17 protein-coding genes are annotated in these 23,214 nt (G+C 59.6%); 7 read left to right on the forward strand and 10 right to left on the reverse strand.

Features of this window, described 5'->3' with window-relative positions; translation table 11 throughout:
* Positions 1-121: 121 nt before the first annotated feature.
* The 3 genes from ACM62Q_RS04675 to ACM62Q_RS04685 form a co-directional block, all read right to left on the reverse strand.
* Positions 122-1,057: a Wzz/FepE/Etk N-terminal domain-containing protein gene (locus ACM62Q_RS04675; protein ID WP_415034074.1), complete on the reverse strand. Its 936-nt coding sequence runs from the start codon at positions 1,055-1,057 to the stop codon at positions 122-124.
* A gap of 47 nt (positions 1,058-1,104) precedes the next feature.
* Entirely contained in the window at positions 1,105-3,219 is a 2,115-nt protein-coding gene (locus ACM62Q_RS04680; RefSeq protein WP_415034076.1) for a YjbH domain-containing protein, read from the reverse strand.
* 95 nt (positions 3,220-3,314) lie between these two features.
* Entirely contained in the window at positions 3,315-6,092 is a 2,778-nt protein-coding gene (locus ACM62Q_RS04685) for an SLBB domain-containing protein (protein ID WP_415034078.1), read from the reverse strand.
* 92 nt (positions 6,093-6,184) lie between these two features.
* On the opposite strand from ACM62Q_RS04685, the gene ACM62Q_RS04690 reads away from it, so the two are divergent.
* Entirely contained in the window at positions 6,185-6,847 is a 663-nt protein-coding gene (locus ACM62Q_RS04690; protein WP_415034080.1) for a YjbF family lipoprotein, read from the forward strand.
* Positions 6,848-7,079: 232 nt separating this feature from the next.
* On the opposite strand, the gene ACM62Q_RS04695 is transcribed toward ACM62Q_RS04690, so the two are convergent.
* Positions 7,080-7,379, reverse strand: coding sequence for a hypothetical protein (locus tag ACM62Q_RS04695; RefSeq protein ID WP_415034082.1), 300 nt, complete (start codon positions 7,377-7,379; stop codon positions 7,080-7,082).
* Between the two features lie 181 nt (positions 7,380-7,560).
* On the opposite strand from ACM62Q_RS04695, the gene alaS reads away from it, so the two are divergent.
* A complete protein-coding gene (alaS, locus tag ACM62Q_RS04700; RefSeq protein ID WP_415034084.1) occupies positions 7,561-10,188 on the forward strand; it encodes an alanine--tRNA ligase in 2,628 nt (875 codons plus the stop codon).
* Positions 10,189-10,374: 186 nt separating this feature from the next.
* On the opposite strand, the gene ACM62Q_RS04705 is transcribed toward alaS, so the two are convergent.
* The 6 genes from ACM62Q_RS04705 to ACM62Q_RS04730 form a co-directional block, all read right to left on the reverse strand.
* The gene (locus tag ACM62Q_RS04705) at positions 10,375-10,758 is read right to left on the reverse strand and encodes a type II toxin-antitoxin system VapC family toxin (RefSeq protein WP_415034086.1); all 384 of its coding nucleotides are present in this window, start codon (positions 10,756-10,758) and stop codon (positions 10,375-10,377) included.
* Complete coding sequence (locus tag ACM62Q_RS04710; protein WP_415034088.1) at positions 10,755-10,961, reverse strand: AbrB/MazE/SpoVT family DNA-binding domain-containing protein; 207 nt, start codon at positions 10,959-10,961, stop codon at positions 10,755-10,757. Before ACM62Q_RS04710 ends, ACM62Q_RS04705 begins: the two co-directional genes overlap by 4 nt.
* A 330-nt stretch (positions 10,962-11,291) precedes the next feature.
* Positions 11,292-11,450, reverse strand: a complete 159-nt coding sequence (locus ACM62Q_RS04715) for a hypothetical protein (protein WP_415034090.1) — start codon at positions 11,448-11,450, stop codon at positions 11,292-11,294.
* A gap of 182 nt (positions 11,451-11,632) precedes the next feature.
* The gene (locus tag ACM62Q_RS04720) at positions 11,633-12,505 is read right to left on the reverse strand and encodes a spermidine synthase-like protein (protein ID WP_415034092.1); all 873 of its coding nucleotides are present in this window, start codon (positions 12,503-12,505) and stop codon (positions 11,633-11,635) included.
* Positions 12,506-12,547: 42 nt separating this feature from the next.
* Complete coding sequence (gene prmB, locus ACM62Q_RS04725; RefSeq protein ID WP_415034094.1) at positions 12,548-13,444, reverse strand: 50S ribosomal protein L3 N(5)-glutamine methyltransferase; 897 nt, start codon at positions 13,442-13,444, stop codon at positions 12,548-12,550.
* Positions 13,441-14,625 (reverse strand): PilT/PilU family type 4a pilus ATPase, encoded by a 1,185-nt coding sequence (locus tag ACM62Q_RS04730; RefSeq protein WP_415034096.1) that lies wholly within the window; start codon positions 14,623-14,625, stop codon positions 13,441-13,443. The genes prmB and ACM62Q_RS04730 overlap by 4 nt, the downstream gene beginning before the upstream one ends.
* A 109-nt stretch (positions 14,626-14,734) precedes the next feature.
* Between ACM62Q_RS04730 and smc the strand changes: the two genes are divergently transcribed.
* The 5 genes from smc to ACM62Q_RS04755 are packed head-to-tail and all read left to right on the forward strand — an operon-like array spanning position 14,735 to position 23,214.
* The gene (smc, locus tag ACM62Q_RS04735) at positions 14,735-18,232 is read left to right on the forward strand and encodes a chromosome segregation protein SMC (protein WP_415034098.1); all 3,498 of its coding nucleotides are present in this window, start codon (positions 14,735-14,737) and stop codon (positions 18,230-18,232) included.
* Positions 18,229-19,539: a cell division protein ZipA C-terminal FtsZ-binding domain-containing protein gene (locus ACM62Q_RS04740; RefSeq protein ID WP_415034100.1), complete on the forward strand. Its 1,311-nt coding sequence runs from the start codon at positions 18,229-18,231 to the stop codon at positions 19,537-19,539. Before smc ends, ACM62Q_RS04740 begins: the two co-directional genes overlap by 4 nt.
* Entirely contained in the window at positions 19,539-21,917 is a 2,379-nt protein-coding gene (gene ligA / locus ACM62Q_RS04745; RefSeq protein WP_415034102.1) for an NAD-dependent DNA ligase LigA, read from the forward strand. The genes ACM62Q_RS04740 and ligA overlap by 1 nt, the downstream gene beginning before the upstream one ends.
* Positions 21,914-22,477, forward strand: a complete 564-nt coding sequence (locus tag ACM62Q_RS04750; RefSeq protein ID WP_415034104.1) for a hypoxanthine-guanine phosphoribosyltransferase — start codon at positions 21,914-21,916, stop codon at positions 22,475-22,477. Before ligA ends, ACM62Q_RS04750 begins: the two co-directional genes overlap by 4 nt.
* Positions 22,474-23,214, forward strand: coding sequence for a hypothetical protein (locus ACM62Q_RS04755; RefSeq protein ID WP_415034106.1), 741 nt, complete (start codon positions 22,474-22,476; stop codon positions 23,212-23,214). The genes ACM62Q_RS04750 and ACM62Q_RS04755 overlap by 4 nt, the downstream gene beginning before the upstream one ends.

A 23,214-nucleotide genomic window follows, 5' to 3' on the forward strand; every position in this document is an offset into this window, starting at 1 on the left:
AAGGTAGGGGTAGCGCGATTCCGGCGCTGTCCATGCGGCGGCGAGCCAGAGCAGAAGGAATGAAGCAATGAGAGCGGATGCCGTGATTTTCATGGGATACCTTGCCGTTTTGTCGATGCAGTTACACGTTGTTTTCTGAGGGGTTGGCTTGAAGCTGCATCGCCTGGTTCTTGTGGTTTTTGAAGGCTTTGCGGATGAAGACAACGACCACACCTAGAAACAGACCGCCCATGAATCCAAGGGCAATGATCAGTGGGCGCTTTGGTTTGACGTAGGCATTTTCATCAACCGGCATGGCGGGGTCAATGACCTTGAAGGCAAACTCATCCTGGGTATTGGCCATCATCATGGTTTTGATCTGGTTTTCCATGACTTTGAAGATGGTGTTCTGTACGTCCACCACGCTGGTTTTGGCGAGTTCCTGGTTAAGGTAATCTAGGCTGCGCTGGGTTTCCTCTATGGTGCGTTGGCGCAAGGTTTCATTTGCTGCTTTCATCAAGCCATTGGCCCAGGCAACGGCCTGTTCGCGATCTTTCCACTGTACGGTCAACGTGATGATGCTGGTTTTTTTGTCCTGGCTGACGCTGAGGATTTTTTCCGAGAACAGTGAGTAGGCGTTCCAGAGAGAGGGCTCGCTGTCACCTTCCTGCCAGAACTTCCAGGCGGGAGGCGCTTTCCAGCGTTTGGCTTCTTCATCCCAATTGCTGGCGAAAAGTACCGGGAGAAGCTGGTTTTCGGTAATGAATTTTTCAATGAAGCCACGCGAGGTCAGGTAGGCATAGTTGGCGCTGCTGTCACTGCTTCCGCCGAGGCTGACGCCCGCAAGCTCAAATTGACCGGCGAGCAGGCTGCCGCCGCTTTTTTCCTGGCCGGCAAAACTGGCGGTAACCTTGGCCTCATATTTCGGAGTCATCAGGAATGCTGCAGCGGTCGCCAGCAAGGCGAAAATGATGCTGCAGCCGATGATGAGCATTTTGCCGTCAACCAGGGTTGCCCAGAGTTCAAACAGGTCGATTTCGTCATCATTCATCTGATTCTGCATTGGGTTCTGTTCCATGATTTTGTCCTGCGTAAGGTTTGGATTCATTTGTCAAACAACAATCATCAATCAAGTACTTCCGACCAGTCGCGTAACAGATTTTCGCGGCCTGTGCCTGCAACCAGCGGGTAGAGTCGTTTGTTCTGGATCAGGCGCTGGCCGCCATCGCGGGTCAGTGGGCGCCAGCCGATGCCGAAGGTGCTGCGGTTGGAAAATACACTCAGGAAGTCGAAGGGAATAGAAATGAAGGCGCCTTTGTCAAACGAGCCTTCACCAAAATCTTTCGCAGAGACATTGGTTTTTGTGGCGAAAACGCCTACTTCAGCACCACTATCGAAGCGTCTGGTCAGGGTGAATGTGGCGCCACGGTCACCAGCAAGGTATTGCCCCAGGCTCAACTGAGCCGTGATGTTGTAGAAGGGCAGACGGTAATAAAGATCGACGTGGCCGGTAGTGACTTCGTAATCCCTGAAGGAAAAACGTTTGTCGTAGTCGCGCTGGCGCACCCGATAGATGTCGGCGCCGATGGCCCAGCGTTTGCCAAAAGGTTGGTGGAGAATTTCGCCACCGAAGCCACCAAACATGTCTTCAAAGAGGCCTGCCGAGGCGCGGGCCCAGGTTTGTGAATTGAGATTGGTCAGGTAGTCCAGTTGCAGCGAAGTAATTCCGTTCTTGCCTTCTTTGAGGTATTCCTTGATATCGCTGCGAACATGCGGCAAAACACTGTTGGACGAGAGTTTAAGGTCGTCGAAATTGTTGGTGAGGTTGATGCCGATTTCCCCGCTCAGGCTCAGGTGTCGGCTGAGTTGCAGATCGCTCCAGCCGCGTAGATAGATCTGGTAAAAATAGGGGTCATCCGGGCCGCCGATGTGGTGGCGCATTGCGGGTGCCCAGCCCCAGTCCAGCTTGGGATAGAGTGTGTCGTTCTCTACGGCGGACGAATCGGTTTCAGGAGGACGGACTTGCAGGTTGCTCGACATTTCTTCTGGACTGCCTTCGTGGCGTGTGGCTTTTTCCAGATCCTTGCGCAGGATGGAGACGAGTTGCGTGTCGAGTCCATTCTGGCGGTCAAGCACCGTCAGAACTTCAACTTCTGGCGGAGCTGCATTGGCCATGGCGCGAGCGGCGCGTCCTATGGCTTTGGCACGGTTGCGGAAAGTGGATTGGCTGACGGCGGCAACCATTTCCTTGTCCTTGATTGCTACGGACTCGATTTGATAGTCGAGTGACTCCAGCGAATAAGACATCCGGCCGATAAACTCTTGGGGTGTATTGTTCTGGTGTTGTCGGCGATATTCAGCGATATCAGCGCTTAGGTCGCGTGGTTTGATCGCTTCTGGAGCAGGGTCGGACTTTGGTAAGCCGCGGTCGGTCTGGAGATTGCCTTTCAGGCTGATCTGCGCCATGAATTTGTCGCCACGCTCATAACCGAGGGAAAAATCCAGCCAGTCAGCGTAGGCGTAGGTGAGGCCGAAGTTGAGAGGCGAACGAACTTTTTGGCGGTTGTTCATCGCTTCCTGGCGGTAATCGTTGCCGTCGTACTCCAACTTGAGCGTCAGCCCCGGCAGCGGGGTTTGGTAGCTGATGCCACCAAACAGGGAAATATATTCGCCTTTGAAAAAATTGATGCTGGAAACCGCACCTGGGGTGCCTGCCGTATTGGGTCGATTGCGAAATCGATCCGAAATGCGTGCGAAAGGGTTTTTGATATGCCCGCGCGACCCCATGTTGCCCCAGCCAAGGCCGAAGGTGAAATCGAAATCGTAATAGCGTTTGCTGAAGGCGAGATATTCGCTGGAAAAGAGGCCGGTACCGCCAATGTCACGCATGCCGAGCGCAACCTGGGGTTGGTATTTCGACTCTTCGATCAGCTTGATCTTGATGTCAACGCCCCGATCCTTGTAATTCTGGTTGCCGGAGAAGTTAGGGTCATTGCTGTAGAGACGGTTACGGACAGCGGTATAGCGCAGAACGCCTTCCAACCAGGGGAGGCCCTGAATGGTGATGGCTGTACGTTGGTATGGTTCAACAAGGCTGGTACTGACTCCGATTTGCCCTTGTGGAGCAAATCGCGCCGTGGGCATTTGTAACAGACCGACGCCGCCGAAATCACCGTAGCTGTCAAACTTTGGTGGTGCCGGCACAAACTGCGCGCTGGCCTGTGTAGGCATGAGCAGCATGCAGGCAGCGATTGGCAGCAGGCGAAGCACACTGGGGTGAGGCGCCCAGCGTGCCGGCTTGGTCAAGGACATCTGTGTTGATTCGGTGTTGTCGATTACTTGTTGCCGATGACGCTGAGAGAGGCAGCCGTCAGGGCGAGATCCTTGACGATCTGCATGGTCAGTTTGAGGATGTCGATCTTGGTCGTGGTGATGGGCTCACGAGCGACGTAGATGGCTGAACCCGGTGGTAGCAAGGTTGGCGTGAAGTTCCAGCTTGATAGTTTGATCGGTTCGGCACGGCCATTCGGGTAAACCGCGATGATGTAATCTTCGTCCGCAAACTGGTTCAGGCCACCCGCTTCGCGGATGTAGTCGTCAGCTTTTTTGCCGGATACAAACTGCACAGCGCCGGGATTGAGCACTTCACCCATGACCAGGATGTTGCTCGGGCGTCGTGGGATGATGATTTCATCTCCGGGCTGCAACATGACGTCGAGTTCGGGTCGGACCTGCAGGACGGTTGGGTCGCTTTCAACTACCATCCGGCCAATTGGGTCGGTCGCCTTGATTTGTTCTGCAATTTGCAGGATGCCCGAGGTGGCGCTGGCGCTTTGTCCGCCACCATCGGCACGGTCCCGGCTCAGCGCGAACAGTGCGTTCTGCATGATCTCGTTGGCGGCTTTGGCGTAATACTGGCGCTTTTCTTCCTTGACGCTCGGACGCAGGAAGACGGTACCTTGCGGATAGGCAAATTGCGTCAGACCGCCGGCGCGAGCGAGGAGCTCCGAAAGTTTTTCACCTTTGCGAATTTCGTAGGCTCCTGGGTGGGAAAGCTCTCCGCTGACACGAACCAGGCCGCGATCTTGCTCGGTGGCGCGTTTGCGAACCTGGACGATGTGGCCGGGCTGGAGCACGATTTCACCGAGAACGGCGCTGCTGGCAATGCGCTCCCGGACGACCTTGGTTTGCTTGTCCCCCTGCTCCAGTTTGTTGATTTCGATGCCGCCGAGGTCGGCGGCGCGGGTCAGGCCGCCGCGGCTACGCAGGGCAATGTCGAGGGGGAGTTCTTCTGGGATGGGGAGAATACCGGGGTCCCGGACTTCGCCGCGCAGGGCGATCGCATTTTCGAGAAGAAAAGGCAGGAGAGGCGGGTTTCGTTCAAAGATATCGGGGCAGGGGATCGATTTGACCAGTTGTCGCCCGTCTTCGGCGTAGGCACCGGCAAAGATGGCAGAGCGGAAACGGTCATTGCCTTCGTTGGCGATGATGTGTGAAAGCTCGATCAAGCTGCGGCAGGTATCGCTGGCGGTAGCGATCTTGCCACTGGCTTTGATGTCGCGCCCGCCAGCGTCAAATGACGTTTGGGTTGTTTCGAGTGCTGACTTGTTGGCGCTGGCGGCCTGGGCGTCGATGATAACGCCGGGGGTATTGATTTTTTTGGGGGCCAGCCGGCCTGAGAGCACCTGCTGGACCTGGGCACCGGAAAGGAACTCGATTTCTCTCTGGCTGAAGGTAAAGACACGGTCGTCACGCTGCAGCGGGACCTTGGCCTTGTTGATGATGACGTCGATCAGGTTGACGGTTTTGTAGTAACGGGCACCGGTGAGCGGGTCGAGGCGGTCGATGACGGCAAGCGGACGGTAGGTGTCGAGGTCGAGTTGTTCGTAGCGAGGTATCAACTGGCTGAGATGGCTGTCTTCAGCCCAGGCGTACGTGCCGCTGGACAAAAACTGGCCTTCGAGCGTAATCGTTGGGAAACGATAATCGGCCGGGGAGGGGGATTGGGTCTGTACGACTGGGGGAATTTCGAAGATGTCACCATCGTGAAGTGGCAGGCCTTGTTCCTTTGGGGTATTCAGTGAGAGAAGGGAGGTACTTCGTTCCCAGCCTGAGCCGATGCGGTTCATCTTGCTCGACTTTGCGTAGGCGGTGGGCTTCAAACCTCCGGCGAGGCGAATCAGGTCGCCAGCAGTCTTTTCGTTGAGCAGTTCGTAAATTGCCGGGCGCTGGACTTCGCCGTCAATGGCGGCCCGCTTGCCGACTGTGGGGACGAATATGACGTCGCCGGATTGCAGGCGTAGCTCTCCGGCATCGCTGCCCTTGAGCAGGCTGTTGTAAAGGTCAATGCGGGAAATCACCTTGCCCTGGCGGCGGATTTCGACCCGGCGCATTGAGCCTGATGTCTTGATGCCGCCCCCGTACATCAGGGCATTGGAAATGGTGGTGAGGGCGTCTGTGGTAACTGCGCCGGGGAAATTGACATCCCCCATGAGGAAGATCTGGATCGAGCGTAGCGGCCCCATGCTGACCGTGGCTTCGACGCCAATTTTCTGCTTGGCAATGCGTTCGAGCAGCATTGTCCCCATGTTTTCCAAGGTCAGGCCGGCGACTGAGATGGAGCCGATTTCCGGAATGGTGATGCTGCCATCACGCTCAACGGGCAGGCGCATGACCCGGTTTTCTTTGCCGAAATAGCGGACTTCGACCGTGTCGCCAATGCCGACGATGTAGTCAGCAGGGACAGGTAGGTCGGTAGGGGAGACGTATTTGTTGCGTGAGCGAGAAAAAAGCTGGGCACCGAAGGGCTGCAACTTCGCACCGAATTCCGGAATGCCCGTAAGTTTGGAATCTGCCGCATCTCCAGGGGCTTCAGAAAGCGGGGCGTTTTTTGCACTAACTTGGCCGTCGGTTCTTTGCGTTTGCTGTATGGCATCAACATTGATGCCTTGTGCCTGGGCGGCGGAGATTGCCGCAGCCATTGCGGCTCCGTTCATTTCTTGTGCCAGCAACTGTCCAACAGGCAGGGCAAACGCTGCCAAGGACAGCGAAATTCCTGATAGAGGAATTTTTTTGAGCCAGTTTTTGGTCGTCGGAAATTGTGCAGCGTGCATGGCGAAAATTCTCGTCGTTGGCAAACCGGCGATTGTAATCTTTCTTGCTGTTTCTGTCATAATGTTCACATGTTTATCTATTTGGTATAGCCATGACTTTGTGTCGCCGCCATTTTTGTGCTGCTTTGGGTGCAGTTTTCGTCAGCGTGGGGTGCGGCAAAAATCTGTCTGTCAAGACGGTGGAGGTGGCACTTGAAAACTTTTCGGGGCGAGATGCTTTTGATGCGGATTATCCGGACCGTTTGCCTTATGCCAGCATGGCGGTGCTGTTGCCCAATTTGAAGCGTGGTCTGGTCATTCTGGGCAAAGTGGACGGTGACGAGTTGCACTGGATAACAGCGGATCGCGGTGTATTGGTAACCCGCTTTGGGCGGCTGGTTCGCAGTGCTGGGTTTCCAGAGAATGTGGCGAGAACCGAATTTATCGACCCGGACTTTCTGGATCCTGCGGTGCCTTTACGCGATGGCATGACTTGTCGTCGGCAAGTGGATTTCGTGCCCGGCAATTATTACGGGGCAATAGTAAACTCGACGTTGCGTGTGGCGGGCGAGCATCAGCTGATTGTGGGTAAGCGTCAGATGAACTTACGCTTATTTGAGGAAACGGTGTCAGTGGACAGCTTGGGCTGGAGTTACACGAATCGGTTCTGGGTAGATAGCAAGCGTGCAGTCTGGCGTAGCGAACAGTTTCTGGCCCCAGGGCACCCGCCAATGACGATCGATGTGATGAAACCTTATGCTGGGGTGCAAGGCTGAGTGAAGGCTGAGTATTGGGCCGAGGGATGAGGGGCTGAGGCTGAATTTGCTGCTTGTTCTGTGTGGCGTCGGGATGGGGCTGATCGGGATGCGCTAGATCATGTAGTGTTTCTGGCGCGCGTGCTGGGTGTTTTTGCCAAAAACAGTGTCAAGGTTTGATGTTGGATTTAGGGTGTGGCGATATGAAAAAAGCTGCCAATGGGCAGCTTTTTTGAATTGAGGTTTGTTTTGCTTATGGCGTGGTTGCCGTAGCAGTAGAGGTCGAGCCACCGCCACCACCGCCGCCACCCGCTGCGGCAGCAGCAACGCCGGCTGCTACGGCAACGCCCACTGCAATTTGAGTGGCAGTCATGCCGCCAAGAGCGGATTTTCCTGCGACACTGGCGTCAGCAGCGCCGCCAGAGGCACTATTTCCTGCATTGCTGGCCTGGTTGTTATTCGCATTTTGCGCGTTATCTTGTGCAAAAGCAGGCGCTGCGGAAGTGACCGCCAGTAAAGTGCTTGCCAGCAAAGCGATGAGTTTTTTCTGCATGAATGAGGCCTCCTGAAATTTGTGTTGCTGAAGATCTGATGTTTTTCAGCCCTCGATTCTCTTTACATATTGTGCGCTTGTCAAGGTTTTTTGCAGGGGAGACTCTCTTGGCTGGGTTTAAGTGCCCATCCCGCCTGCCTTTGATTTAGAATTGCGGGTTTCGTCTTTACGCTGGACCATCATGAAAAGCGCCGAAATTCGCCAGAAATTCCTTGATTTTTTTGCTGCCAAGGGTCATCAGATCGTGGCTTCCAGTTCGTTGGTGCCGCATGAGGATCCGACGCTGTTATTCACCAACGCCGGCATGAACCAGTTCAAGGATGTGTTTCTCGGTTTCGACAAGCGTCCCTACAACCGCGCCACTTCTTCGCAAAAATGCGTGCGGGCGGGCGGCAAGCACAACGATCTGGAAAATGTCGGCTATACCGCGCGCCACCACACCTTTTTCGAGATGCTGGGCAATTTCAGCTTCGGCGATTATTTCAAGCGCGACGCCATTCAATACGCCTGGGAGCTGCTGACCGAGGTCTATAAGCTGCCCAAGGAAAAACTCATGGTCACGGTGTATGCCGAAGACGATGAGGCCTACGACATCTGGCACAAAACGATCGGTCTGCCCGCGGAAAAGATCGTGCGCATCGGCGACAACAAGGGCGGCCGCTACGCTTCCGACAATTTCTGGATGATGGGCGACACCGGCCCTTGCGGCCCCTGTACGGAGATTTTCTACGATCACGGCCCGCAACACTGGGGCGGCCCCCCGGGATCGCCAGAAGAAGACGGCGACCGTTTCATCGAAATCTGGAACAACGTTTTCATGCAGTTCAACCGCGACGAGGCGGGCGTCATGCATCCGCTGCCCAAGCCCTCGGTCGATACCGGCATGGGGTTGGAGCGCATCTCCGCCGTTTTGCAGGGGGTGCATGCCAACTACGAAATCGATTTGTTTCAGACCTTGATTGCGGCGGCAGCACGCGAAACGAGCGGGGCGGACATGCATTCGCCTTCGCTCAAAGTGCTCGCTGACCATATCCGCGCCTGCTCTTTTTTGCTGGCCGACGGTGTCATCCCGGGCAACGAAGGGCGCGGTTATGTGCTGCGCCGCATCATTCGCCGCGCCATTCGTCACGGTTACAAACTGGGCGCGCGCGCTGCCTTCTTTTACAAAATGGTGCCCGACCTGGTGGCGGAAATGGGCGAAGCCTATCCGGAATTGAAGGAAAACCAGGCCAAGTTGACGGCGACCTTGAAGCAGGAAGAAGAGCGTTTCTTCGCCACCATCGAAAACGGCATGGCGATTCTGGAGGCAGAGCTGACCAGCATGGCGGCCAGCCAGCTCAAGGTCTTCAATGGCGAAACGGCGTTCAAGCTGCACGACACCTATGGTTTCCCGCTCGATTTGACCGCGGATATTTGCCGTGAGCGCACTGTCACCGTCGATGGTGCTGCCTTTGATGCGGCCATGGCGCGCCAGAAAGAGCAGGCGCGGGCGGCAGGTAAATTCAAAATGGCGGCCAACCTGGAATACGCCGGGGCGGAAACGGTGTTTCATGGTTACGAGGTTTTGGAAACCCGCGCTGCGGTGCTGGCGCTTTATAAAGACGGCGCAGCGGTCGATGCTCTGCACGAAGGCGATTTGGGCGTCGTGGTGCTCGATGACACACCTTTTTACGCCGAGTCTGGCGGCCAGTGCGGCGATCGGGGCGAATTGAAGGGCGGCGGCGGTATTTTCGCCGTGGAAGATACGTTGAAGATTCAGGCTGCGGTTTTCGGCCACCACGGTGTGGTGAAAACCGGCACGCTCAAGCTCGGCCAGGAAGTCAGTGCGCGGGTGGATGCCGCGGCGCGCTCGGCAACGGCGCGTAACCATTCGGTCACCCACCTGATGCACAAAGCCTTGCGCCAGGTGCTCGGCCAGCATGTGCAGCAAAAAGGCTCGCAGGTCGATCCCTTGAAAACCCGTTTTGACTTTGCCCACGCCGCGCCCATGAGTGCCGAGGAAATTCGCGAGGTGGAAGAAATCGTCAATGGGGAAATTCTTGCCAACACCGCCTGCGTTGCCGATGTAATGGATTTTGAAGCGGCCCAGAAATCCGGAGCGATGATGCTTTTCGGAGAAAAATATGGCGATGCCGTGCGCGTTTTGAGCATAGGCAGTTCCAAGGAATTGTGTGGCGGTACGCACGTTGGTCGCAGCGGCGACATCGGTCTGTTCAAGATCGTTTCTGAAGGCGGTGTGGCGGCGGGCGTGCGCCGGGTGGAAGCGGTGACAGGCATCAATGCCTTGACCTGGGTGCAGGAACAGGCGACACGCGTGGCCGGGGTTTCGGCCTTGTTGAAAGCCCAACCCGAAGACATCGCCGAGCGTATCGTTGGTTTGCAGGAGAGCCAGCGGCAGCTGGAAAAAGAACTCCATCGTCTGAAATCCAAGCTGGCCAGCGCCCAGGGCGATGATCTGGCAGATCAGGCGCTCGCGCTGGGCGAAATAAAGCTTCTGGTCGCCCGTCTGGACGGTGCCGACATCGGCGCACTGCGCGAAACTCTGGATAAGCTCAAAGACAAGCTGCAGCGCGCCGCCATCGTGCTGGCCAGTGTTGCCGAGGGCAAGGTGACGTTGATTGCCGGGGTGACGACCAAGGAAACGCAGCGTTTGAAGGCCGGCGAACTGGTCAATTTCGTCGCCCAGCAAGTCGGCGGCAAGGGCGGTGGCCGCCCCGACATGGCGCAGGCCGGCGGCACCCAGCCAGAAAACCTGCCGGCAGCGCTGGCTTCGGTACGCGCCTGGGTGGAAGGCAAGCTGGCCGGTTAAAAGGCCGGGGCAAGCGCATGAACGGGGATGTTTTGCCCTTCAAGGGCGGCAGGCGGGATTGTGCGGAGCGCCGCTCCGCGCGGTCTGCCTTGACGCGTTAAGCCGACGTTTTCGCGTGGTGTCAGATACCCGGCGTCAGATACTCGGTGTCAAATGCGCGCCTTCCCGCCCTTTTTCCCCCGAGTTTTATTGATTCTTGGGCAGGAAGTGCACGTCTTCGATGGCTGCGAAGTGCGCATCCTGTGTCCATAGCCGCGCTCCGTGGTGACGGGCAGAGTAGAGGATGATGCTGTCGGCGAGCGGCAGTTTCATCTCGAATGAAAGGCGCGCCGCGCCCACGGCCAGAGTATCGGAAAGTTCGATCAGCCGAGCCTGTCGCATCAGGGCGATGGCGCGCAGGGCATCCGCTTCACTGCGCTGTTGCAGGATGCGTTTGAACACCTCGAACAGGGTGAGGCTGGGTACCAGCAAATCTGCGGTGGCTTCGATGGCGGGCGCAAAAAAGTCGGCATTGGTGCCATTGGCGAAATATTCCAGCCAGCCGCAGGAATCCACGACATTCAAACTCATGTGCGATCTGCCTCGCGCGGCACGTCGGTGGCAATGCCCGCCAGAAAGCCGCGCAAGGCTTGCGGGCTTTCCATCGGCAGCAATTCGATGCGCTGCCCATAGGTCAGTACCTGTAGTTTTTGCCCGGCTTCGATATGCAATTGTTCACGCACGGCCTGCGGAATGACGACCTGGAATTTTGGGGAAACGGTCACGGCCAGCACGGCAAACTCCTCGTGTGCAAAAGATTTGATCGATATTGTATGCGTAATACGATCGATGGATCAATCAAGTCTGAGGTCAGCGCCCGCGCAATTCCTTTGCGTGGTTGTTCAGCCAGCGCCAGCGCGGCTCGAAACCAATCCATTGCAATCCAAGAAACCATTTGGACGCGGATGGCGCGGATTAAATCGGATTAAACCAAGCGAAAAATTAGGCTTCTGCGCCAAGCAGCCGATTTTTTCGCCTTTATCCGCGTTCATCTGCGCCTATCCTTTTCAATCCGCGTTCAAAGCAGTTCTGAGTAAATCCAAACTGTTCACGCCAAGCGAGTTTTACCGCCCGCGCAAAGCCTCGCGCTGGGCGTAGTTGAGTTTGCTGGCGCGCTCCATTTTGTGCGCGAAAGCCGGAAAATCCAGCCCCAGGCGGGCGCGCAGTTCCTTGGCGTGGTTGTTCAGCCAGCGCCAGCGCGGCTCGAAACCAATCCATTGCAATCCAAGAAACCATTTGGACGCGGATGACGCGGATAAAATCGGATTAAACCAAGCGAAAAACCAGGCTTCTGCGCCAAGCAGCCGATTTTTTCGCCTTTATCCGCGTTCATCTGCGTCTATCCTTTTCAATCCGCGTTCAAAGCAGTTCTGAGTAAATCCAAACTGTTCACGCCAAGCGAGTTTTACCGCCCGCGCAAAGCCTCGCGCTGGGCGTAGTTGAGTTTGCTGGCGCGCTCCATTTTGTGCGCGAAAGCCGGAAAATCCAGCCCCAGACGGGAACGCAGCTCCTTGGCGTGGTTGTTCAGCCAGCGCCAGCGCGGCTCGAAATGGCGCTCTTTGAAGGCGTAGAGGATGTGGTTGCCATCGTCCGGTACGGAAATGACGATGACCTGATCGTCAAACACATTCATGATGCGTCCAATCACGCCGGTGTACATTTCCTGATCGCCGGCCAGATTGGCGACCAAAACGCCATTGCCGGAGAGCTTGGCGTAGGCGGTGGCAAAGAAATCCTGACTGGCGAGTGCCGGGGCAAAACCGTTGCGGTCAAAAGCATCGAGCAATAAGGCGTCGATGCCTTTCTCGGCGGTGTCGATGAAATCCGCCCCGTCGCCCTGGACGATATGCAGGCGCGCATCGTCGGGCGGCACGAAAAACGCCTCGCGCAGCGCGATCACGTCCGCATCGAGTTCGACGGCGGTGATGTGCACGCCGGGCAGGCGGCGGTGGCAGAACTTGACCAGCGAACCGCCGCCCAGGCCGATCTGTACGATGCGCCTTGGGCGCGGATGAAAGAGCAGGAAGCCCAGCATCTTCTGCGTGTAACGTAAAACCAGATCGTGCGGCGTTTTGAGCGCCATCTGGCTTTGCATCAGGCGCACGTTGAAATAGAGGTAGCGGAATTCGCCGTCGTCGATGACGAAGGGCTTGGCATAGCTTTCATCGAGCAGTTGCGCGCGCAACTCGCCCGCCCGCGCCCATTCGGGTTCGAGCATCAATACCGTGCCGGTTTCGATCTCGAAGGGGCTGGGCAGGGCGTAGAGTTTTGGGGGCAAGGTGTGCGTGGGGGGCGTGCCGGGAAGGGGCGAAGTCGCGAATTACCCCGGCAAATCTTCCGCCCGCAGCATGAAGACGTATTCATCGCCTGCCGCCGTGTCGAGCCAGGTGAAGGGCAGGGTGGGGTAAGCCGCTTCGAGCGTGGCGCGGTTGTGGCCGATTTCGACGATGAGCAGACCGTTCTCGGTCAGGTGTTTTTTGGCTTCGGCGAGGAGGACGCGGGTGAAGTCGAGGCCATCCTCGCCCGAGCCGAGCGCCATTTCTGGCTCGTGCCGGTATTCCGGCGGCAGCGCCGCGACGGACTGAGCATCGACGTAGGGCGGGTTGGAGACGATCAGGTCGTAACGCTTGCCGGAAAGCGCGGCGAAGGCGTCGGAGTGGATGGGGTGTACGCGTCGGCTTAATTGGTAATCGGCGATGTTGCGGCGGGCGACGTCGAGGGCATCCGGCGAGAGATCAACGGCATCGACCTGGGCGTGAGGAAAGTTGAGCGCCAGCTTGATCGCCAGACAGCCGGAGCCGGTGCACAGATCGAGCGCCTGCTCAACTGCCCAGGGGGCGTCCACCCACGGAGCCAGTTGTTCGTCGAGCAGTTCGGCAATGAAAGAGCGCGGCACGATGACGCGCTCGTCGACGTAGAAACGATCCTCGCCCAGCCAGGCTTCCTGGGTGAGATAGGCGGCGGGCAGGCGTTCCTGGCAGCGGCGGCTATAAATGTCGAGCAGGCGGCTGCGCTCGTCCGGCAAGAGGCGGGCATCGAGAAAAGGTTCCAGGGAATCGAGCGGCAGGTGCAGGGTGTGCAGCGTCAGATAGACCGCCTCGTCCCAGGCGTTGTCGCTGCCGTGGCCGAAGAACAGGCCGGCGGCGGTGAAGCGGCTGACCGCGTAGCGCAGAAAATCGCGCAGGGTGTGCAGTTCGGTGAAGGCGGCGGTGCTCATTGCGCAGGGGTTTCGTCGTCGAGATTGAGCTGGAATTCCTTGAAGGAGGCACCTTCTTCATCGGTACTGTCGAAATCCATGGCGACATCGCCGAGTTTTTCTTCCTTGCCGCTGTTGATGTTGAATTCGGCGTTGTTGATCAGCCACGACAGGTTGGTCGGCGAATCGGAATTGGCCAGCGCCTCGTCGATGGTGATCGCGCCTTCGTGGTAGAGGCGGAACAGATCCTGCTCGAAGGTCTGCGAGCCGGGGGCAAGGGTTTGCTCCATGGCGTCCTTGATCGCCTGCACTTCGCCGCGTTCGATCAATTCGCTGATGTGGCGGGTGTTCAGCATGATTTCGCAGGTCGGGAAGCGTTTGCCGTCAGGTTTTTTGACCAGGCGTTGTGAAACGATGGCGCGCATGGCAACGGAAAGATCGAGGAAGAGCGCCGGACGATTTTCCAGCGGGAAGAAATTGATGATGCGGTTGAGCGCGTGGTAGGAGTTGTTGGCGTGCAGGGTGGCCAGGCACAGGTGGCCGGTCTGGGCATAGGAAATGGCGGCCTGCATGGTGTCGCGGTCGCGGATTTCGCCGATCAGGATGCAGTCTGGCGCTTGGCGCATGGCGTTTTTCAGGGCGCTCGACCAGTCGTGCGTGTCCATGCCGATTTCGCGCTGGTTGACGATGGATTTTTTGTGTTTGAACAAAAACTCAATCGGATCTTCGACGGTGAGAATGTGGCCGGCGCGCGTGGAGTTACGGTGATCCAGCATGGAGGCGATGGTGGTCGATTTACCCGAGCCAGTCGCCCCGACGATGAGAATCAGGCCGCGTTTTTCCATGATGAGCTCCGCCAGTAGCGAGGGGAGTCCCAGGGTGTCGAGCGGCGGAATGTTGCCGAGAATGAAGCGGATGACGATGCCGATCGAGCCGCGCTGGCGGAAGATGTTGATACGAAAGTTCCCCACCTGCGGCACGCCGAAAGACAGGTTCATTTCGCTGGTCGCCTCGAAGGTCTTGGCCTGCTCCGGCGACATCAGCTCATAGGCGATTTTCTCGATCATGTCCGGCAGCATCATTTGCTGATTGACCGGCATGGTTTCGCCCTGAATCTTGATGTGGATCGGCGTGCCGGCAGAAATGAAAATGTCGGAGGCCTGTTTTTCCGACATCAGCTGGAACAATTTGTCGAGGATCATGGTGCGGGCCCAGAAGGGAAAATGAATAGGCGAGGATGCTATCATACGCGCCCCGCTGCGGGCCGCTGCGCCTTGCGTTCACCTCGTTTCGACCAGAAGTTTTTCGCGCATGCGCCTGACCAAACTCAAACTTGCCGGTTTCAAATCCTTCGTCGATCCGACGATGGTTTCCCTGCCCGGGCAGTTGGTCGGGGTGGTCGGGCCAAACGGTTGCGGCAAGTCGAACATCATGGACGCCGTGCGCTGGGTACTGGGTGAATCGAAAGCCTCGGAGTTGCGCGGCGAATCGATGATGGACGTCATTTTCAACGGCTCCACCCAGCGCAAACCGGTGTCGCGCGCTTCCGTCGAGCTGATTTTCGATAATTCGCTCGGGCGGGCGATGGGCCAGTGGTCGCAGTACGCTGAACTCTCGGTCAAGCGCGTGCTGACGCGGCAGGGGCAGTCGGACTACTTCATCAACAACCTGAAGGTGCGGCGCAAGGACATCACTGATTTGTTCCTCGGCACCGGCCTCGGGCCGCGCGCCTATGCCATCATCGGCCAGGGCATGATTTCGCGCATCATCGAGGCAAAACCGGATGATTTGCGCGTTTTCCTCGAAGAGGCCGCCGGAGTGACCCGCTATAAGGAACGGCGCAAGGAAACGCAAGGGCGCCTGGAAGACACGCGGGAAAACCTCTTGCGTGTGGAAGATATCCGCGAAGAGCTCGGCCACCAGATCGAGCGCCTGGCAAGCCAGGCCGAGGTGGCGCGCCGTTACCACGCGCTGAACGAGCAGATGGTGCAGAAACAGCAGCTGTTGTGGTTGCTGAAAAAACGCGAGGCAGAAGCCGAACGCCAGCGTCTGGCGCTCGACGTGGCGCGGGCGACGACCGAGCTCGAAGCGCAGAGCGCCGCGCTGCGTGAAACCGAGGCGCGCGCCGAACTTTTGCGCGAAGCGCATTTTGCTGCGGGCGACGCGCTGCACGCCGCGCAGAGCGACATGTACGCCGCCAACGCCGAGGTCGCCCGCCTGGAAGCAGAGATTCGCCACCGCCGCGAATCGCGCAGCCAGCTCGAAGCGCGCCTCGTCCAACTGGAAGACGAACTGGCGCAATGGACGCAAACGGCGCAAACGCTGGCCGCCGACCGGATGCACTGGGAAGAAGCGCAGGAGATGACGCAACTGCGCGTGGTGGAGGCTGAAGAGCGCCTGCACGAACAGATGCAGCTTGCGCCGCAGGTGGAAGAAGACCACGCGCAGGCGCAGGAAGAATTGCAGCGTTTAAAAACGCGCACCGCCAACGGCGAGCAGAAGCTGGAAGTCGAACTGACCAACAAGGCGCATGCCCAGCGCGCCCTGAGCGCTCTGACCCTGCGCCGCGAACGCTTGCGCGGCGAGGATGGCGGCGAGGCGCCGGATGCGCTGAGGCTGGCCGAAAAAGAAGAAGAGCTCGAACTTTTGCGCGAAGAACTGGCAGGCGATCAGGAACATTTGCAGCAGTTGCAGGAAGAACTACCCGCCCTGAATGAGGCGCGCAAGACCTTGCACGCCGAAGTCCAGCGCCTGGAACGCGAACTGGCAGCGGGCGAAGCGCGCCGCGCCGCGCTCGAACAGATGCAGGCGAAAACGGCCAAGCAGGGCGAATTGCCGGAATGGCTGGCGCGGCATCAACTGGCTGACGCGCCGGCCTTGTGGCAGCAAATCCACGTCGAAGCGGGCTGGGAGGAGGCCGTGGAAGCGGTGCTGCGCGAGCGTCTTTCCGCCATTGCCTGCACTGACCCGGCGCGGCTCGACGCCTGGCGGCACGACCGGCCACAGGCGCGCTTGAGCGTGCTGCTCGGCGATGTTGCAGCGAGTGCCGCGCCGCCGCAAGATAGTCTGGCCGCCCGCGTGCGCTGCGATTTGCCGCAGGTCCGCGCGGCGCTGGAGGATTGGCTCGGCGGTGTCGAAACCGTGGCGACCCTGGCCGACGCCCTCGATCGGCGCGCCCAGTTGCCGCCGGGTGCGGCGCTGGTGACGCAGGGCGGCGACCTGCTGACGCGCAGCGGCATCACCTTCTTCGCGCCGGACCAGGGTGAGCACGGCCTGCTCGAGCGCCAGCGCGAAATCGAGGCGCTGGCGGCAGGCATTGCGCTGGCGGCGGAAAAACTCGCTGAACTGCGTGCGCGCGAAACCCTGCTCGACGAGCAATGGGCTGATAAACAGGAAGAAATCGACGAAACCCGCCAGTACGTCACCGACCGCCAGCAGCGCGTGCATCAGGCGCAGTTGCAGGTTATGCAGTTGAGCCAGGCGCTGACGCGCTACCGGGAAGCGCAGGAACGGATGAGCGAGCAGCTCGCCGAACTGGCCGAGGAAGAAGAAAGTGAGCGCGAGCGCGAAATGGCGGCGGACGAGCGCATCGAGGAAATTCGCGAAGGCTTGTCGCGCATCCGCGTGCTGGTGGCCGGGGCGCAAGGCCGGCTCGACGAATGCGAGCGGGCGGTGCGCGCCGAGCGCGAGAAAAACGCCGACTTCGACCGGGCGCTGCGCGAAGCGCAGTTTTCCGCCCGCGAAGCCGCCAGCAAGTTGCAGGATATTTTTGCCCAGCAAGCCACCGCCCAGCGCGAACTGACGCGCATCGAGCGCGACCGCGCCGCCTGCGCCGAGCAGGTGGTGGCTGCGCCGGCCGATGTCATGGAAGAAAGTCTGCAAGCGGCTCTGGAAACCCGCGTGCAGGCGGAAACGAAGCTGGCCGAGCGGCGTAACGCGCTGGAAGAAGCGGCGCAGAATCTGCGCGCGCTGGATGAGCAACGTCTGAAAATCGAGCAGGGCTTGGAGCCTTTGCGCGGGCGCATCGGTGATTTGAAGCTGAAAGAGCAGGCCGCCGCGCTGAATGCCGAGCAATTTGCCCTGCAGCTGCTCGAAGCCAACGCCGATGAAACGGCGCTGCTGCCGCTTTTGGGTGAATCCCGCCCGCCGTCGCTGCAAGGCGAAATCACGCGTCTGAGCAACGCCATCGCCGAACTGGGCGCGGTGAACATGGCCGCCTTGCAGGAGCTGGAAACGGCGAGCGAGCGTAAGGGCTACCTCGACATGCAGGCCGCCGATCTGACGGAAGCGATGGAAACCCTGGAAAACGCCATTCGCCGCATCGACCGGGAAACGCGCGATCTCTTGCAATCCACCTTCGATGCGGTCAACGGCCATTTCGGCCAGCTCTTTCCGGAACTGTTCGGCGGCGGGCGCGCTGAACTGGTGATGACCGGTGAGGAGATTCTGGACGCCGGCGTGCAGGTCATTGCGCAGCCGCCGGGCAAGAAAAACTCCACCATTCACCTCTTGTCGGGCGGTGAAAAAGCGCTGACCGCGATCGCGCTGGTGTTTTCCATGTTTCAGTTGAATCCGGCACCTTTTTGCCTGCTCGACGAAGTCGATGCGCCGCTGGACGACAGCAATACCGAGCGTTTTTGTGCCATGGTCAAAAAGATGTCGGGTGCAACGCAATTTCTTTTCATTTCCCATAATAAAATTGCCATGGAAATGGCCGAACAACTGGTCGGCGTCACCATGCAGGAAAGCGGCGTGTCGCGCGTGGTGGAAGTGGATATCGAAGAAGCCTTGAAAATGAGGGACGCATGAGCGAACTGCATTGGGGATTGGCCGGCCTGAGCGTGATCGTGGTCGGCGGCGTCTATGCTTACAACAGCTGGCAGGAATATCGCCACCGCAAGGTGGCGGAATCGGTGTTGCGACCGGAGCACGACGATGTCTTGCTCAAGGTGGCAGCACCGCGTGCGCGCGCCGAAGAGGAAAGCATCGAGCGCCTGGAACCGGTGTTTGCCGAAGACGGCCCGGATCTTTTGGCCGCCAAGCCGGACGCCGATTACGCTGAAACGGCGGTTTATGCCGAATCGCCGGAAATCGTGGTGGATTTTGCCGCGACGCTAGCGCCTGAAATCGGTACGCCATCTGCCGCAAACCCGCCGTTTGAAACGCTTGCCGAAGTCGATGCGCCGGTGCCGCCAGTGTCCGAGACGGTGTTCGAAGCGGTGCCTAAAGTGCTGCAAGAGGCTGCAGAAAGCCCCGCCCCGGCGGCAGAGGCTGCGCTCGTGCCGGGGGTGCCGGTGGAATTGCTTGACCCGCGCATCGAATACATCGTCACCTTGGAAATGCTTGAGTCCGTGCCGGTGCGCCAGATCTTTGCTTCGCAGCGGGAGAATCTGCAAAAAGTGAATAAACCGGTGCATTGGATCGGCTTTAACGAAGGCAGCCGTGAATGGATACCGCTGCGCGGTGACGAAGATCTGAGCGTGCGCCGTCTGCGCATCGGCCTGCAGCTGGTGAATCGCCTGGGGCCGCTGGCGGCAGCGGATCTGGTGGGATTTACGGCTGCCATGCAGGCGCTGGCCGATGAGTTGACGGCGGTGGCCGACCTGCCGGCGGCGCGGGTGCTCGATCAGGCGGCGGAAATCGACCGTTTTTGCGCCGAGGTCGATCTGGAAATCGGCCTGAATCTGGTCAGCCGGGGCATTGCCTTCCCCGGTACCAAGATTCGCGCTCTGGCCGAAGCGGCCGGCATGGTGCTCGGGGTGGGCGGCATGTTCACCCGCTATGATGACGACGGCCAGCCGCAGTTTTCTCTGCAAAACTATGAAAACACGCCGCTTACCGCCGACGGCCTGCGCAACCTGAGTACCCACGGGCTGACTTTTTTGCTCGACGTGCCGCGTGTCGATCACGGCGAGCGGGTTTTTCAGCAGATGACCGAATTGGCACGCCGTTTTGCCGACACCTTGCAAGGCGCGCTGGTCGATGACAATCGCCAGCCGCTCGGCGAAGCGCAGCTGGAACACATCCGCCGTGAATTCATCGGCAAACCGCAAGCGGCGATGCGCCAGTACGGCATTGCTGCCGGTTCGGCCCAGTCGCGCCGCTTGTTTTCCTGATGGCAAATTCTGCGGCGGAACGCGCGGCCTGGCTGCGCGCAGAAATCACGCGCCACGACCACGCCTATTACGTGCTCGATGCGCCCAGCATTCCGGATGCCGCCTACGACGCGCTGTTTCAGGAATTACAGGCGCTGGAAAGGGCGCATCCCGAATTGCGCGATGCCGCCTCGCCGACGCAGCGGGTCAGCGGGCAGGTGCTGGCGCAGTTTGCGCCGGTCACGCACGTGGTGCCGATGCTGTCGATCCAGACCGAAACGGATACCGGCCCGGCGGGGGCGCTTAATTTTGATGCCCGCATCCGCCGCGAGCTCGATTTGTCGGCAGCGGCTCCCGCCGTTGACTATGCAGCAGAGCTGAAATTCGATGGTTTGGCGATCAGCCTGCGCTACGAAAACGGTGCCCTGGTGCGCGGCGCAACGCGCGGCGACGGCACGACGGGCGAGGATGTGACGCAGAATCTGCGCACCATCGGCCAGATTCCCCTGTCTTTGCAGGGTGAGCCACCCCCGGTGCTGGAAGTGCGCGGCGAGGTGTATATGTGCCGCGCCGATCTGGAAAAATACAACACCGCCGCCGCCGCGCGCGGTGAAAAAACCCTGGTCAATCCGCGCAACGCCGCCGCCGGCAGCGTTCGCCAGCTCGACCCGGCCATCGCCGCCAGCCGTCCGCTCAAGTTCTTCGCCTATGGCCTCGGCGCGGTCGAAGGCTGGGCCGTACCGGCGACGCACGCGCAGGTGCTGGATGCGCTGGCCGCCTTCGGCCTGCCGGTCTGTGAGCATCGCGCCGTCCTGGCCGGGGGCGCGGCGCTGGCGCAATTCCATGCGCGCATCGGTGAATTGCGCGAAACCCTGCCGTTTGATATCGACGGCGTGGTGTACAAGGTCAATGCACTCGCCGTGCAAGAGCGCCTGGGCTTTCGCTCGCGCGAGCCGCGCTGGGCGGTGGCGCACAAATACCCGCCGCAGGAAGCTTTGACTGTGGTCGAGGCGATCGACATCCAGGTCGGGCGTACCGGGGCGCTGACGCCGGTGGCCCGCCTTGCGCCGGTGTTTGTCGGCGGTGTCACCGTCACCAATGCCACCTTGCACAATGCCGACGAAATCGAGCGTAAAGGCGGCCTGTGCGTGGGCGATACGGTGATCGTGCGCCGTGCTGGCGACGTGATCCCGGAGATTCTCGGCGTGGTGCTGGAACGCCGGCCTGCTAGCGCGCAGTCCTTCGCCATGCCCGCTGTCTGCCCGGTGTGCGGCGCACATGCCGTGCGCGAACCGGGCGAGGCGGCGACGCGCTGCTCCGGCGGTTTTTCCTGCCGCGCCCAGCGTATTCAGGCAATTTTGCACTTTGCCGGGCGGCGCATGATGGATATCGAAGGCTTGGGCGAGCGCTATGTCGAGCGCCTGGTGGAGTTCGATTACCTGAACAGCGTGGCCGACATCTACCGCCTCAGCTTGGATGATCTGCTCGCCATGAAACGCCAGGCCGATGCGCGCGATGGCATCACGCCGGAAACGCTCAAGGCCGGACAGGTGGCGACCCGCTGGGCAGAAAACCTGCTGGCCGGCATCGCCGCCAGCACATCGCCGCCGCTGGCCCGCCTGCTGTTTGCCCTGGGCATCCGTCACGTCGGCGAGTCCACGGCAAAAACCTTGGCGAATTGGCTGGGCAGCCTGGAGCGCGTGCGCCGTGCGCCGGTGGCGCTGCTCGCCGTATTGCCGGATATCGGGCGCACGGTGGCCGAAGCGATCGCCGCCTTTTTTGCCGAAGAACACAATAGCGCAGCCCTCGAAGCCTTGCTCGCCGCCGGTGTGCGTGCCTGCGATGAGGGGGGGCCGTCGCCGCATTTGCGCGAGAAACTTGCGTGGGAAAATTTATACGGCGCGCTCGAGATTCCTCGCTTGACAGCTTTGCGCGCGCGTCAGCTGGCAGCATTGGTCGACGGTGAGCGCCTGGCGCAAGAGGGGCTGGATGCGGCGTATTTGTCGGCGCAAGGCCTGCCGGCAGAGACGATCAGCGCCCTGGACAAGTGGTTGCAACAACCCGGCCGGCGCGGCGCGCTGGCGAGTTTGGCGGCGTATCGAAAAAACCTGCTGGCGCAGATTCCGGCGCTTCCGGAAATCGGGCAAAGCGCCGCGAGCCCCCTTGCTGGCAAGGTATTTGTGCTTACCGGCACCCTGCCCACGCTCAAGCGCGACGAAGCCAAGGATAGAATCGAGGCTGCCGGCGGCAGGGTAAGTGGCGCAGTATCGAAAAAAACCGATTACCTGGTGGCCGGCGCAGAAGCTGGCAGCAAACTCGATAAAGCGCACGAACTCAATATCCCCGTACTCGATGAACAGGCTTTACTGGAATTACTAAAAGGAGTGGCCATAACATGACCAAAGAAGTGATGACGACCGAGAAAGCGCGCGCCATGCTGGCTGACTCGGAAGTGATTTTCAGCGCTGAACAAGTCACTGCCGCGCTTGATCGCATGGCTGGCGAGATCAAGGCTCAGCTGGCGGAAAAATATCCGCTCGTCTTGTGTGTGATGACCGGCGGCGCAGTGTTCTGCGGCAATCTTTTGCCACGTCTGGATTTTCCGCTCGACTTTGATTACCTGCACGCCACCCGTTATGGCCCGGAAACCCAGGGCGGCAAGATTTCTTGGCGCGCCGCGCCGTGGACGCCGGTCAAGGGGCGTAGCGTGTTGGTGGTCGACGACATTCTCGACGAAGGTCTGACCCTGGCCGCCGTGCGCGAAAGCCTCTTGCGTCTGGGCGCAGCCGAAGTGTTGACGGCGGTGTTCAGCGATAAGGACAACGGCAAAAACAAACCGCTGAAGGCTGATTTTGTCGGCCTCAGCTTGCCGGATCGTTTCGTCTTTGGCTTCGGCATGGATGCCGGCGGCTCCTGGCGTAATCTGCCCGCCATTTACGCCCGCAAAGACAAGGTGTGAGCACGCGCGCAGCGGCAAGCGGCTCGACTTCGGATGCCGTGCAAGATTTTCTCGCTTACTGGCAGGCCGAGGGCGCGCGTTACGCACGCCAAGGCGATTACGCCTGGATGGCAGCGCAAATCGCTGCGCCGCGTGTGCTCGAGATCGGCTGCGGGCCGGGTTTTGGCACGCAGGCTCTGTGCGCGGCAGGAAAATCGGTTCTGGTGCTGGAAAACCTGCCCGAGTGCATTGCTGCCGCCCGTGTATTGGCACCCGCCGCCGATTTTCTCGCTGCGGACGTGACGGCGCTCGGTGCTGAAAATGAGGCAGCGATCCGGAATTTTTCGCCGGACAGCGTCCTGTGTTGGCTGATGGGGGTGCCGGCAAACGCCACCGGCGCACAAGCGACTGATGCCGGGCGCTCGGTGGTGGCCTATCGGGAAAAAATCCACCGTGCGGTCGCCGAGTTGGCGGCGCGCCTGCCCAGTGTGCGCCAGCTGCATTTCGTTGATCGTAGCGCCCTGGCCTGGCAAGCCAAAGAAACCGGGCGCAGCGTGCTGGCCGCGTATCATCTGGGCAAAACCTTGCTCGATCTGCCTTTTACGACAAGCGCGCGCTGTGCGCTGTACCGCAAGCTGGATGCAGCGTCTGCGGCGGGCGTGCAAAACAAGTTGCCGCCAGGCAGTGTTGCTGTGCTGGCTTCCTTGCTGATCGAAAAAACAATTTCTGATTCTATTCATCCTTACCCCGCGGAGTAG

The organism is Azonexus sp. (assembly GCF_047638095.1).
GTDB lineage: Bacteria > Pseudomonadota > Gammaproteobacteria > Burkholderiales > Rhodocyclaceae > Azonexus.